The sequence below is a fragment of the Elusimicrobiota bacterium genome, assembly GCA_026388155.1.
Classification (GTDB): domain Bacteria; phylum Elusimicrobiota; class Elusimicrobia; order Elusimicrobiales; family UBA9959; genus UBA9634.
Genome location: JAPLKI010000014.1, coordinates 20328 through 34392, shown reverse-complemented (window position 1 = coordinate 34392; position 14065 = coordinate 20328). Strand labels below are relative to the sequence as shown.

At 50.5% G+C, this 14065-nt stretch carries 11 protein-coding genes; 1 reads left to right on the top strand and 10 read right to left on the bottom strand.

The features are described 5' to 3' along the window. Positions 1 to 87 precede the first annotated feature (87 nt). A complete protein-coding gene (locus tag NTX59_05700; protein ID MCX5785162.1) occupies positions 88 to 891 on the top strand; it encodes an N-acetylmuramoyl-L-alanine amidase in 804 nt (267 codons plus the stop codon). Between the two features lie 420 nt (positions 892 to 1311). Here the strand turns inward: NTX59_05700 and NTX59_05695 are convergent, their stop codons facing one another. The 10 genes from NTX59_05695 to NTX59_05650 all read right to left on the bottom strand — a co-directional run bounded on the left by NTX59_05695 (position 1312) and on the right by NTX59_05650 (position 13867). Further along, positions 1312 to 2907, bottom strand: a complete 1596-nt coding sequence (locus tag NTX59_05695) for an aldehyde dehydrogenase (NADP(+)) (protein MCX5785161.1) — start codon at positions 2905 to 2907, stop codon at positions 1312 to 1314. Between the two features lie 72 nt (positions 2908 to 2979). Then, positions 2980 to 3873, bottom strand: coding sequence for a tetratricopeptide repeat protein (locus NTX59_05690; GenBank protein ID MCX5785160.1), 894 nt, complete (start codon positions 3871 to 3873; stop codon positions 2980 to 2982). Between the two features lie 25 nt (positions 3874 to 3898). Next, positions 3899 to 4456: a hypothetical protein gene (locus NTX59_05685; GenBank protein ID MCX5785159.1), complete on the bottom strand. Its 558-nt coding sequence runs from the start codon at positions 4454 to 4456 to the stop codon at positions 3899 to 3901. 91 nt (positions 4457 to 4547) lie between these two features. Then, complete coding sequence (locus NTX59_05680) at positions 4548 to 5528, bottom strand: DUF4105 domain-containing protein (protein MCX5785158.1); 981 nt, start codon at positions 5526 to 5528, stop codon at positions 4548 to 4550. 43 nt (positions 5529 to 5571) lie between these two features. Next, positions 5572 to 6324 (bottom strand): hypothetical protein, encoded by a 753-nt coding sequence (locus NTX59_05675; GenBank protein ID MCX5785157.1) that lies wholly within the window; start codon positions 6322 to 6324, stop codon positions 5572 to 5574. A gap of 86 nt (positions 6325 to 6410) precedes the next feature. Then, the gene (locus tag NTX59_05670; GenBank protein ID MCX5785156.1) at positions 6411 to 7355 is read right to left on the bottom strand and encodes a hypothetical protein; all 945 of its coding nucleotides are present in this window, start codon (positions 7353 to 7355) and stop codon (positions 6411 to 6413) included. A gap of 981 nt (positions 7356 to 8336) precedes the next feature. Next, positions 8337 to 9131, bottom strand: coding sequence for a nuclease-related domain-containing protein (locus tag NTX59_05665; GenBank protein MCX5785155.1), 795 nt, complete (start codon positions 9129 to 9131; stop codon positions 8337 to 8339). A 49-nt stretch (positions 9132 to 9180) separates the two neighbouring features. Continuing rightward, positions 9181 to 10116 carry a thermonuclease family protein gene (locus tag NTX59_05660; protein MCX5785154.1) on the bottom strand — a complete coding sequence of 312 codons (936 nt, stop codon included), beginning with the start codon at positions 10114 to 10116 and terminating at the stop codon, positions 9181 to 9183. Between the two features lie 100 nt (positions 10117 to 10216). Continuing rightward, positions 10217 to 12205 (bottom strand): DUF2075 domain-containing protein, encoded by a 1989-nt coding sequence (locus NTX59_05655; protein ID MCX5785153.1) that lies wholly within the window; start codon positions 12203 to 12205, stop codon positions 10217 to 10219. Positions 12206 to 12715: 510 nt separating this feature from the next. After that, positions 12716 to 13867: a PDDEXK nuclease domain-containing protein gene (locus NTX59_05650; GenBank protein MCX5785152.1), complete on the bottom strand. Its 1152-nt coding sequence runs from the start codon at positions 13865 to 13867 to the stop codon at positions 12716 to 12718. Positions 13868 to 14065: the final 198 nt, after the last annotated feature.

Below are 14065 nucleotides of genomic sequence, written 5' to 3'. Positions count from 1 at the left end.
TTTCGACCCGGTAGGCGGCAGGCCTTTCGGCCCTTGTGATAATTGTTCCGGGCGTGTTAAGATGTAATCAAGAGGTTTCACGGATATATGAAACACCGGGCTATCGTAATTGCGGCGGCGCTTTGTTGCGGTTTTTTGTCCTATGTCTGCGCCGCAGACTGGAACGGGCTGGATGACGCCGGACTGTCGGCGGCCCTCTCGGGATTCAAGGACATCGCGGCGCCGCCGATCGCGCCGGTACAGCCGCCTGAAAGGCCCCGCCGGATCATCTGCGTGGACGCCGGCCATCCGAATACCTTCAACAGCGGCCTGGCCCCCGTAAGCGGGACGAACGAAACCCATATAAACTGGGTCGTGGCGGTAAAGCTTGAAAGGATACTGAAAGAAAAGGGTTTTGATGTGCTGATGACGAAATCGTCCGAACTGCAGTATGTGGAGAATAAAGAGCGGGCGCTTATGGCGAACAACGGCGGAGCGGCGCTGGCCGTGCATCTCCACTGTGAGAGCAGCCCGGGCACAGGATTTGTAATATATTACCCGGACCGGCAGGGCGTAGAAGATTACGGGAACGATCCGGACAACGGTTTCAAAGGACCGTCCAAACAGGTAATAGAGGGAAGCCTGGTTCTGGCCGAGGCGATGCGCAAGGGTATGGCGCCCGCGCTTGCCGGGAGTCTGGACGACGGAGGAGTGCGCGGAGACTCGAAAACCCAGGTGGGGTCCAATCAGGGCGCGCTGACCTTCTCGATCTTTTCCAAGATACCCACGATAACGATAGAGATGGCGGTGCTGACCAACAGGCACGACGCGGCTTTTATAAAGTCCGATGAAGGGCAGGAAAAGATGGCGCAGGCCATAGCCGCCGGAATACTGCTCTACCCTATCCCGTAAAAATAAAATCTCCTTCCTTTTTCCTCCTGATTTCCGCAACTCATCAAAAATCGAAGGTTCTAACGACGATAGCATGCTGGATTTTGGGTGTCTCGCAGCCAAAATTTAGAGTTCGCGGGTCCTGTCGGGGGACTGGAACGCAAAACCAGGGTCGGGACACACCGTGCCCGCCCTTCCGTTCCTCGGCCTCGCCGCTTACGCAAGTCTCGGCCTCCGGACGGTTTTGCTAACCCAGTTCCCCCGCCACCCGCTCCAAATAGTGAATCGCGACTTATTTCACATCAACCGCGCCCCCGACATTACCTACCCACCAGCAGGCTCGCGCACTTTTTCCTAAGAAGGCCAAAGTGCGGGACAAGCCCCGACTTGGCGATCGTGTGGCTCATTACCAAAAGTTATAATAAGTTCCAAACACAATTTTTAAATTGTGTCCAGCTCACCGTCCACCAAACGCCGCACCCGGCGCGGATTGGCTTCCTGCAGTTCTTCCGGAAGGGCGGCGTCCGGGAACCCCTGAAAGCAGACCGGCCGCACATACCTGTATATAGCCGCCGTCCCCACGCTTGTAAAAAAACTGTGGGTAGCGGCCGGATAAGGCCCCCCGTGATGCAGGCTTGCGCAGGGCTCAAGGCCCGTAGGATAACCGTTGAAAAGAATGCGCCCGGCCTTGCGCTGAAGAACCCGTACAAGTTCCCCGTATTTAAGCAATTCGCGCTCCGTGCCGTGGATGGTGGCGGTAAGGCTGCCCGGCATGCCCCGCGCGATATCCAGCATCTGCGCCGTATTTTTACAGCGGTAAATAACGGTGGCGGGGCCAAAAACCTCCTCGAATAACTCCGGCCGCTTTTGTATCAGCCCGGCGTCAGCCGTAAATATTTTGCAGGCCGCCATTTCAGGCCCGTCGCCGAGCGGCGTCCCGGCCGCGGTCCCGGCCAGTTTAACTCCCGGAATGGAAGCCAGCCGCTCCGTGCCGCGATCGTACGCCTTTTGTATGCCGTCATGAAGCATAGGCGCGGGCGGAACGCATGAGGCATTTTTGCATACCGCCGCCAGGAACTTATCAAACGCCGGCCTGTCAACGGCAAGTACCATGCCGGGGTTAGTGCAGAACTGTCCCACGCCGGTGTTCAGCGAACGGACAAAGCCGTCGGCTATTTCTTCCGCGCGCGTGGCTGCCGCGCCCGGCAATATAAAAACCGGGTTTACGCTGCCCATTTCGGCGTACACGGGTATCGGGTCAGGCCTGGCGGCTGCCGCGTCAAATAATGCCCTGCCGCCCCGGAGAGAGCCCGTGAAGGCTGCAACCGCGGTAAGAGGATGCTTCACAAGCGCAAGGCCGGCCTCATAACCGGAGGATTGCAGCAGAGAAAACATTCCCGGGGGCAGCTTTGCCCAGGCTACCGCTTCGGTGATAACGCGGGAAACCAGCTCGCAGGTGCCCGGGTGAGCCGGATGCCCTTTTGCCACCACCGGGCAGCGCGCGGCAAAAGCGGCCACCGTATCGGTGCCGGCCACGGAAATTGCCAGCGGGAAATTGCTCGCCCCGAAAACCACAACCGGCCCGACCCCCACGCAAACCGTGCGTATATCGGGTTTGGGCAGGGGCTTGCGCCCGGGCAGCGCATGGTCTATGCGGGCCTGCGCCCATGAGCCGCCAAGAGCCAGCGCCGCGAAAGCCCGCGCCTGTCCGGCGGTGCGGGCCAGCTCGGAGCGCAGCCGTTCCACCGGCAGAGCCGTCTCCAAATGCGCGCGCGCGATAATTCTCCCGCCCTCAGCTTCCAGCCCGTCCGCGATCCGTTCCAGCAGCGCGGCGATAGTTTTAACAGGCACGGTCTGTAAAATTTCAAAAGCTTTGTCGGCCAGTTCCAGCGCGCGGTTAACTTCAGTAGCGCCGGCCTCGCAGAACGCGGGTTCCAGTTTCCCGCCGTCAGCCGGATTCACTCCCCGGAATTTCTTTCCCCCCGCCCCGCAATATTCCCCGCCGATAATATGTCTGCCGGTTAAGTTTTTTTCCATTGTTTTTATATACGATGTTCCGTCTCCCGGGGCGTTCCCGCCCGGTTAAGATCTACGGGGATATTCCCTTTTTCATGGTTCTCCGAAATCAACGGCTTTGTGAAGGTCCTCCACCTCTTTTGTCATATCATTTGCGGTTTTCCACCTCATATATTTTTTAGCGTAAGCGTTGCCGTGCGCGGCGGCTTTCCCGTACCATTTAACCGCCTCGTTCTCGTCCTTTGCCACTCCTATCCCGTACCTGTACACACGGGCCATGTTGTGTTCCCCCGTCGGGGACCCTTTGTCGGCCGCCATACGATACCACTTTACCGCTCCGGCAGGATCTTTCTTCACGCCCAGCCCGTCCTCATATAAAATGCCGATTCCCACCATGGCCGGGGCGTAATTCTGCGCAGCGGCCTTGTGGAACCACTTCAAAGCTTCGGCATAATCCTTTTTAACGCCATAACCGCGGCGGTACACTATCCCCATATTATATTGGGCCGTTGAATGGTTTTTTTGCGCTGCCTTCATAAACAGCTCCATGGCCTTATGGTCGTCCCTGGCCACTCCCAGCCCCAGGTGATACATCCGGCCAAGCGACGTTTCGCCCTTCGGGTCGCCCTGCGCCGCCGATTTGCGGCACCATTTCAGCGCCTCGGCGTATTTTTCAGCCGCCCTTTTCCTGACTATTTCCTGCACCGTCGTCGTTTCAATGGTAAGGTTCCTGCCGCTGCCCGGGAATATATCATTGTCGCCCATGTATATCACGCAGAGCATGGCCTGGGCTTCGGAATTCCCTGATTCGGCGATTTTAAGATAGAGGTCCCTGGCGTAGCCATAATTATGCGCGCTATACTCGTCGTTCGCTTTTTTCATGTCCAGCCCGGCATCCGGCTTGATAAGCGGCGCATCTTCAGCGCGCAGCACCGTGGCCCCGCAACAAAGAAGCGTTCCCAAAAGCGCACATTTAATGTGGTTCATGACATTATTATTCCTCGCTTTTATATTATTTGCAGCCCATGGTCTTGTAGCGTTTTTGATAGTCTTCGTGGTTTGTGGCGGTCATTTCCGTTTCCCAAAGCTGGACAGGCGCGCCGTTGGGCAGAAATATCCGCTTCCTGGCTATCAGTTTGTCCTTGACCACAAAATTCACGTCTTCCACCCTCACCCCGGCTATGCTCATTGAGAACTCAAGGAAATTCCAGTCCCAGTCTCTGCCGTGCAGACTGCCGGTGCCGGTAAGCTTTGAGGACTCGCCGGCGGCCAGAGTGTCAGTTATCGTCACCGAAGATCCTGTCACCTTCATGTAAACCGGTGAGATCCTGGGCTGTTTGCCCGGTTCCTGAAAACAGGCTGTCTCGGTAATCATCCCACCCTGGGGGTCTATGATCTTTTCCAAAAGGAGTTTTTGTGTTCCCGTCCGGCCCGAAAATAAATCCAGTATGCGGGCATTGCCGTAATAAAACAGGTTCTGCCGGGCCGGCTCCGAGGCCCCCCTTGCGGGCGGAACACCCGCGCAAAACACCGCAACCGCCGCCAGTAAACACCATATTTTAATTTTCATGCTGTCTCCTCTCAGCTGCTTCGCCTTTTTTATCCGTGAAGATGCAAACAATCTTCAGGTAAAGTGATAAAGCTCCCGCTGCCTTTTGCTTTTAATCAAAGCCGGGCAGACCTTGCCGGATAATTCTGGAAAATGCCCGGTCCCGGCCGGCAGCCCTGCTGCGTTCGTTGATGAAACTGCGCCGCTTGAGCTCCTGTAAAGGCAGGGTCTGGTCCATCACTCCCAGCTTGTACACCATTTCATCCAGATGGCCGCTGGCAAGAATGCGCCAGTCGAACTTTGCCTTTGGATAGTAGGGGACAACATGTTTCCAGATATCGGTGGTACAGTTCGCGGTCAGGGCATTATACCATTCAGGCTTGTCCTTCAATTCGTTAACGCTGCGCAGATAGTCCATGAAAATCATCTGGATCATTTCCGGGTCCGCCGTAATGTGATACAGGTAAACATCCTCCCCTTTGCGGTAATTGGTGCGAAGCCGCACCACATCGCGCTCGTCGGCGACAATATAGGTCAACTCATACTGTTTAAAAAAACCCCTGACAGAAGAATATTCTTCGCCTTTCTTCTTCCGGGCCTCGATGGAAAAACAGACGTATTTGTCGCCGCCAAGTCCGAAGCTGAGCATAGTATGCGCGACATGAGGCAAACCCCAGTCAACCATAAAAAGGTCCATACTGCGCACTGATCCAAGCGTGAAGGTCCTGTCATAGTGCTGGACAACATAATCTTTCTCGGTCCGGTAATCACAGTCGCGGATATTGTGAATAGTAATGGTGCTGCCGCTGATGTCGGCGGAGGGAAGCGTTGCCACATCGGGCGCCCATTCCCGGTTGTTGCTTGGGGGCAGGAGCAGCCACCATGCCAGTACCAGCGCGAACACCGGCAAAAAGAAAATCGTTTTCCGGCTATTTTTCCGGGGAAGAATGACACTGCAAAGCGCCAATATCCCGAAGGCCCCCGCGGCGGCAAGACGCGGACCGGCGGAAAGATTGGAGTAAACGAGCGCCGTTATTGCCCAGCACGACATAGCCAGGAAACCGAGCCAGAAAAAGGCCTGCTTGATCTTCATGATATAAAAAGGCTCCTGCTGCCTTTTGTTTGCCTGGTTTACTTTAATAGCTGTACATATACGTTTTAGAAGCGTTGACATCCTTGTGGTTGCAGTTTATTATTACCGTACCCCACAGGGGCGAGGATTTATCGCTCACGTATATCCAGCCGCCGGCGTCATCCACTTTTGTTATAAGCTCATCCATGGTCGTTACTTCGGAAACCAGTTTAACGGCGTTCGACGGTTTATTGTGCCCGGGCGGCATTATGGAAGGTATTGAAGTGAGATATTTTGAATTCTCCGTAAGCACGGAGAGGTCGTAGGGGAAAAGGCCTTCTTTGTCTCCGTAATAGACCATTGTAGCGGAACGCAGGGCGCTTAAAGCTCCTTTTATTAGGTCCGCTTCCGTTTTTTCCTTTATGGCCTTGAGTTGCGTCTGGTCGAGAGCGGCGCTCAGGGTTTTTTCTATTTTTTTAAGAGTGTCAAGGCCGGCCGCGGCGGCAGCCGGATCGTTCGAAGAGGTTATTTGGCCGAGATATTGTATCCCCGGCTGTATTTTCTGGAGTTCTTCATACAGCTGCAAACGCAAAAGCAGTTCCTCCCCCAACTCGCCGCGCACTGATTTCAGGGCGTCCAGTTTTTTATTAAGTCCAGCCTTGCCTTCATTATCAGATTCCGTCATCATGGCGCCGAGCATGGTATTAATGTCGCCGGCTGTTTTCTGTATCTGAGCATCAATTTCCGCGTTATTTGTGTCAGTCTGCGCGTAAGCCGCCGGCGCTAATAACAAAACAATCAGAATTGCTGCGGTCATTTTATATTCTCCCTGGTCGATTTATTTTCTTCTCTGCTCCCCGTAGTTGTCCTGTAGAAAAAACTGCTGCCCTTTCGCCCCTATTGCTAGCCCGGGAGATCGTTCTCGTATTTTAGCTGCGGAATATTTCCTATCTTAATGTTTTTGACTACAAATTCGTAGTGTTTTTTTAGTTCCGCGTATTTTTTATCCGGGCAGACGAAAATTACTATATATCCCATCTCCGCCGCGGGATGCTTCAGGAAAATAATATCATACTGATAAGCCGTCCCGTCCTCAAAGTATGTCCCGTGATATTGCTTCGCTCCTTTTCTGAGCGGGGGCTCCACGGGCTGCAGGGCTTTTTTGAAATGGTCTTTATACCCCGAAAGCGAGTTTTCAATGAACGCGTCGTACGATGATTTGAGAACGTTCGCGGAAACCGCAAGGGTAACGGCGCGGGCTTTCCCCTCCGGTTTGGCGACTTTCAGCCCTATGAACGCGCCTGTCATCTTCCCCGGGTCGCCCCTGAAATTGTCCTCGGACTCGAACGAGGCCGGATATTTTACTTCCAGGTCCATCTGCCTGTTCCTGTATATGATAAGTTTTTGGCTTTCATGACGGACAAAAGGAACGAATTTGTTCAGATCGTCAGCCGCTAAGAGCCTTGAAAGCGTGAGACCCGTCGCGTATTTTAACATGCGGATATTCTTGTTCGCATCCGGCAGGTTGAGTATCTCCGTAGCCATAAAGATCGCGTCATTTTTTTGTCCCGCCCCCAGCAGAGTGCCGACCTTATTGTAGTAGTAGTCAATATTTTCAACCGAGGCGTGCGGCCGACCCTGCACAGGCGCAGGTGTTCCGTCGGTATAAACCGTCCCTTTTTCGTCCACCTGGTACCGGTTGCCCTGGGAATCCGTCACCCGGCGCAGTTTGCCCTGTGCGCTCTCCGCTTTGGCTTTGTGAGGCGCACCTCCCCCCGCCTGCCGAGGCGCCGCAGCCGCAGGCATCGCAATAATCAAAGCCGAAAAAAGCAATATTGTCGCAGACATAAAATAACCTCCGTGTAAAAACCGCGCTTCGGGGAACGGGTCATTATGGAGAGCCGGCAAATTCTCTGTGCGCTCCAAGACCGGGTTTTGGCGGATAAGCGCAGGGTCTTCCGCCGGCTCCGGAACCTGTTCCCTGAATTGTGCTTCGCACCCAGCAAAAAAACAAAGTTTTTTGCCTCAAACATCCTCGCCGTCCCGGAGGCCGTCTGAAGGCCATAGGCCCTGATACGGCACCTACGCAGGTATTGGGATTCGCTCCAGACCCCGTGCTTAAACCCTAAAAGGAGCGCCCAGGGAACCCGCCAGCTCTCTTTATAAACTATATGTCCCCGCCCTTATTTTGATACTTCCTATCTTACCCACCCGTAAATGTAAGCTTGTACCTTTTACCCTATCTGCCGCCCTTAAACCATATGACCATTATTATCAGGAAGAGAAATCCCGCAAAAATTACAGTCAGGATAGTTATCAAACATCCGTATTTATGAGTTGATGGTTCCTCCCTGAAACGGCCATCTTTATAGATTGGTTTGATATGTTCTCCTGATTTGCAGTAAACCTAAAACCCTTATCGCGGATGTGTAATGTAAAAGGTAGACGCTACCTTTCTTTACTCAACCACCTCTGCTGGAATATTTTGATCAAAATCTTTTAAATATCTTCTTATACGCCAGTCTTCTAGCGTTACATTGAATGCAGTTGCTGGCGCGATGAAAACCCAAAAGAATTCTTTCCCGAAATAAAAAACACTGAAAAGAAGCACGAATAAAAAATGGACAGAAATAATAGATAGTAAATTATGTCTAGTTAGTAACACCCAGGACAAGGAGGCAATATAGGCCAGAAATAAAAGCAGCTTAAATTCCCCTTGTAAAAGTATTTTCTGGAACTTACTCATATGACTCTTTATAAACTGCCGAAGTCGTGTTCACAATTTTCCCTTAAGCTGCAAGATTCAATCCCGCCCTACTTTTACGTGATTTAATCGTTTCCCATCGGTATTTTTGCCTGGATATGGGCGCGAATGATTGAGGTTAATTCATGTATTTCTTGAGGCTGTAAGACTTCTTGGTGGCGCGGAGCCTCAAGAGCGAAGGTTTTTGAATTCATAACCCAAACGTCGCCAATATAATTCTCCACCCAAAATTTGGGAAATAAGACTACCGGCTGTATAGCTGTTACTTTTTTGCGACCGGAATCTTCTAGCAGACGTTTGACCCATCCGGCAGTTTTGATGACCTGCTCTACCGGATTCCTTTTATTCAGAGACCGCCTAACTTTTTGGAATTTATCGCTTTTCGGGTCTAGATCCTTAGGCCCTATGTAAATTCCCCCATTCTGATACACCACCTTGTCATCTTTTGTCTTTGTCGGGTTCTTCACCTCTATCACATAAACCCCGCTTGGGCCAATCACCAGCAAATCCACATTAAATTTATCCCCGGGAACATCATTGATAATCTCATACCCGTTCTTAATTAAACCCTCAATCTCGTCCTGAGCATATTTTTCGCCGGTCATGCCCTGCCAATACAAATTTGCACGTCGTTCCAAAGGGAAAAAGCCAGCCAAGGAAAGAAGGGCTAAAAAAAGCAGATAGAAATTTATCTGTTTTAAAACAGTCAATTCAAGGAGGAACCAAATAATGGCTGTGAGGGAAATACCCAAAAGAATTCCCATGTAAAGGATTCGTTTATTAAATTCAACTTGAAGCGATTGTCCTGCAGTATGCAAAAAAGCTTTTGCAAAATATCTGGTCTTAGTGTTTTTAAACATTTTTCTCCTTAAATACCCTGGAAATTCAAAACCCAACAACCGCAATGCTCTATTTACCGACCTCAATTTGAGCTGGATTTCCTAAAATAATTTCTGGTCTTCGGTTGTATTTTTGAATTTCACCTTTTACCCTGACGGTTTTCTGTGAATAATATTTTTCCGGGCCTTCAATAAATTGAGATTGGTCGGCACTAAAAATAACTGCAGTAAAACACTGGTCCGGATACGACTTTTCAAAATTAAGAAATATAGTGTTGGTGTTTGAGCGAAACGCACTTGCAATCTTTCCCTCAACGACCATTTCTTTTTCGTAATAATTTGAGGTTTGACAAGCGCCAACAACCTTCAGCCCGGTCTTCTCCGTGGTTAATTGCTCCCATGAAAATTTAGTTTTCTTTTTTTCTTTAGTTGCGTTGCCGTTCCATTTGCAGCCGATTTTACCTTTTCTTGCCTCTTTTTCCGCTTGGACGATTTCTTTCCGATATTTAACATCCTCCGGCGAAAAACGGGCCACGGCCATTCCCTCTTTAACTAACGTCAGACCAATATTTTGATTATCAAGAAAAACATATCTCAAATATCGGCACCATTGATCTTTATCTTCTGTTTTCTTTTCCAGTTTTATTTCTTTGTTTAGAATTAACTCTTCCAATCTGTCTTTTGCCGGCTCATAACAAGGATGGTCCCTTTCATCAGCATCAATACCTAAAAGTCTGACGTGAGTGCCACCCTCTATCACAACGGTATCGCCATCGATAACTTTAGTGACTAATTTTATAGACCCATCCGGAAGCGCGGGAATATTGCTGCATTTGTCCGCAGTAGCCGCCACATTTGGTGCGTCTTTATGCTCAGTGGTTCCGTTTGTGTTCCCCTCCCCCGAAAAACAAATCGTTTCACCGCCTATTAAGGCCCCGATAATAATTGTCAAAAACAGTTTATATGTTTTTAATAAGTTTTTTATAGCGCTATCTCCAGGAAACATAATGTAAAAAAAAGGCCTTTTTCCTCTGAATAGTCAATCTTTCAAAAACGTCCCCTATACCTAGCATTTAAGCGTTTAAATAATGTCTCTTATCTCCCGCTTACGTTAGTTCACCAAACCCAATTGATTGCAAATAGCTGTAAGTTGAATCATAATACTCCGCCTTCCGTGTCGGGTCTTTCGGATTCCCATGTGGCACCATAATAACCATGCCTTGGCGGGCGCGGGTTAAAAGAACACGATAGGCATTTTTCTGGTACTGCTTTCTTTCCGGCTTAATTATGTGCTGCCACTTTTCACCGCAGAAAGACCAATTTTCCCAACCTTTGGGGGTATAGCGGAAATCGGCATCCCAGGCTACACAAGCATAATCTAACTCAAGGCCTTGTATATGGAACTCCGTAGCCACATCTTCCAGATAATAGGAAGACCGGGTATCCTCTTTGCTGTCAAGAAACCAGTGGATGGGGTCCACAGGGGATTTAACATCAATGGCATAAGGCTTTAGCCTTTCAGCCTGGGAAGAGACAACCAGGCCATACCTTTCAGTCCCCTGCGCTTTTTGCCTCAGCCACTCTTTTGCCTTATGCAGATCACGTGAGATGAATATGGGGTAGCCCTTTTCTGTAACCTCTTTTAAGGTCTTCCGTGCCCGCTGTGTATCCCTGTCCAGTATCTCTTTAACTAAATTCGAAACATTCTCCGCCCTGAAAGAACGCATAGAGACACGCAGGTGCAGCTGGTTTTTATAAGCCACTTTTAAAGGGCTCTGCTTTAGCTTCGCCAAGGCCTCACCCGAAGCATACTCCACGTCGGTAAGCTTAGAGGAAACATAAACATCCCACTTGGGATAACCACGTATAACCGAGTCTATCCACTCACTGATCCCGGCCTCGCCGGTGTTGATCTCCTGGCCGCCGCCAACCAGGCAGACTATAACCGCCCAGTCCGGGTGCCGGTCCATGCACGAGATAAGAAATTCCGGCTCGGATTTATTAAAGTATGGTTTGCCCATGCGCTTCATAAACCTGGCAGTCTGAGCCAGATTCCAAGCCCGCTGTGCCTCATCGAATAAGGCCACATGCTCTATTGGCGCCCCGGGGTCTTCCACACAATCATTGCGGAAATGGTGCACATTCTGGACAAATTCCTTAACCTCAGATAAAACCGACTTTTTAGTAACGCGCCGCCCACGCTGCTTTTCAACCCTAACCTTATCGCGCGCCAAAGCCTCGCGCATAACAGCAACCAAGGGACCATTACCAGAAAGGAAAACACTATAGGTTTTACTGTTTTTGTCGATATGACTGGTGGCGACATTTAAACCCACTAAGGTTTTCCCCGCCCCTGGCACACCAGTGACAAAACAAATAGATTTGCGCCTATTGTCCTTAGAATTCTCGATAATTTCGGATATTGTCTGGGTTGTTTTTAGTAAATCTTCGGCACCAGCATCACTGCGCGATATTTCTTCTACAGAATGGCCACGATAAAGCGCCATGGCGGCCTCTACGATTGTTGGCGTGGGGCAATAGTGACCGTTCTCCCAATCAGCGGGATTAATCTTTGGGCCTGAAGCAAACTGGAGGATAGCCTCCAGCACAGCAGTGAGTTGGGACGAAGAGCATTTAATGGGGTCTAACAAGGTTGGCTCATTTGCGGTAGCCGAAACCGCAAAAAGCCCAGCTACAGCCTCGGTGGCAATTAAAATAGGGGCAATAATCTGTTTATGGCTGGTTTCATGGAAGTTTTTAAGGTCCAGTGCATAATCCACAACCTGATCTATTGCATAGGAAGTAAACTCTTTAGCCCCGACCTTAAATTCGAGAACAAAAATAACCGGCCCCAGAATTAAAAGCACATCAATGCGCTGGCCCATGCGAGGGATTGAGTACTCAAAATAAACCTGCCCCTCTTTCCCTTTCAGTGAGCTTTGCAGAATCTCTATCTGTTGAACCCAGGCGCCAGTCTGTGTTGGTTCAACAGGAAACCTGGCAGCGGCACTGCCTGTGGTCAAAAAGCCTACAACCTTCTCTGTTGTGGTGGCACAGAAGGCAGGGATTGAATCTGAATAGTATTCTCGTTTCATTAAAAAGAATTGTCAGGTGACTTATAGGAAAAGGCTGTCTTAAATTTTGGACAGAGATAATAGGCGTTTAGTGTCTTTTTATCATAGCCATAATTTGATTTGTGAATGATATCGTCAACAAAATTCCGCCACTCTGCTCGAGAATTTATTAGCGAGGGGGTTCTGGGGTCAAGTCTTGATTTTTAGCAAGATTCTTAATGTGATTCTGAATCAGTAAAGCCTCAAACCCCGCTTGTGAAATTTTACATCTTTATAACGGCAGCGAATAGGGGATGTAACGGCAGAGGATAGGGGCTGGCGTATAGGGGACTAGGGAAGGAGTAAGACTGCTGCCATATGCCATAGGCCATAAGCCATAGGCAAAGACAATCCCCCCGCAACCAAACCGCCGGGGAGAATCTCGCACTTTTTCCGGAACAGGCCAAAGTGTGGGACAGGCACGGGTTTTTAACAATCCGGAAGAAAAATATTGAAAACAACAGTTTTTACGCCTAAATCATATCCTGAATTTCATAGCAGCTTTTCCTGTTTTAAACGGGTTGTCCGGCATCTGGCGGTCAGCTCTCTGGCGTGTTCAATGGCCTGGTGGAGGTGGGTCCGTAGGAGCGCCATGTGCGGCAATTCGGTGAAGTATTCGCTGACACGGATAGATTTGTCTTCCAGCTGGCAGAGTTCCACCTGTTCGGCATCGGCCGAGCCGCAAAGGATGAGGCCGATCGGGGATTTCTCCCCGGCGGCGCGTTCATACTTGTCCAGCCAGCGGAGGTAAAATCCCATTTGCCCCACATGTGCGGGTTGGAAGGACTCAAGCTTTAACTCGATAGCGACAAGCCTGCGTAGGTGGCGATGGTAGAAGAGCAGATCAAGATGAAAATCGTCCTTTCCGACGCTCATGCGCTTCTGGCGGGCGACGAAGCTGAAACCGGCGCCCATCTCCAGCAGGAAACTCTCTATCTCGCGCAGGATGGCGCTTTCCAGGTCACGCTCGCTGTAGGCTCCTTTTAGCCCCAGGAAATCCAGAAAGTAGGGGTCATGGAAGACGGTATCTGGGGTTACGCGGCCTTCACGGAGATTTGTGAGCTCCGCGGAGATGACCGCCTTGGTGTTCTTTGACAGGGCGGTGCGCTGGAATAACATGCCGCCGATTTTCTGCCTGAGCGTGCGGACATCCCAATGCTCTATCCGGCACATCTCGGCATAGAAGTCGCGGGCAAGCGGGTCTTTTAAGGGAAGGATCTCTATAAAGTGGCTCCAGCTCAATTGTGTCGACAGTGTCGACACAATTGCTTTATCGGGGAATGACTGAAAGAACTGGATTGAGCGGTAAAGCGAGCGAAGGGTAAAACCTTCCCCAAATTCAGCGCGCAATTCTTGCGACACTGTCGCGAGAATTCGTTTCCCGTAGGCAGCCCGGGCGCCCTGAAGGTTCTCTTTCAATAAGCGCCGCCCCACATGCCAGTAAAGCAAGGTTTGCGTGGAATTAGCCACAGTGGCCACACGCTGGCGCGCGGACTGGATGAGCGCCCGAAGATCAGATAGAAGGCCCGCTTCATCTATAATGGCCGGTTGCCACGGCCCAGTTGTCTGTGTTTGCCTCGGCTGCCCGACCGGCTTCTGCGGGGTTAGATTGAGTTTTTTTGAAGCGGGTTTGGGCTTTTTCATATCTAAACCTCCACCGTTTAAAATGTCCATCTTCTACAAATAGCATAGCAGACCAACGCGACAACTGTCTGTCGTGTTGGAAATGATTATTTTTGATTGTGTTACAAGAGCGACAGGGAAAAGGCTGTCGGGTTGTGTATAAAAGGCAGCTGCCTTTTGCTAGGCAGAAAAGAAAAAGATACCGACTTCCCCATCACC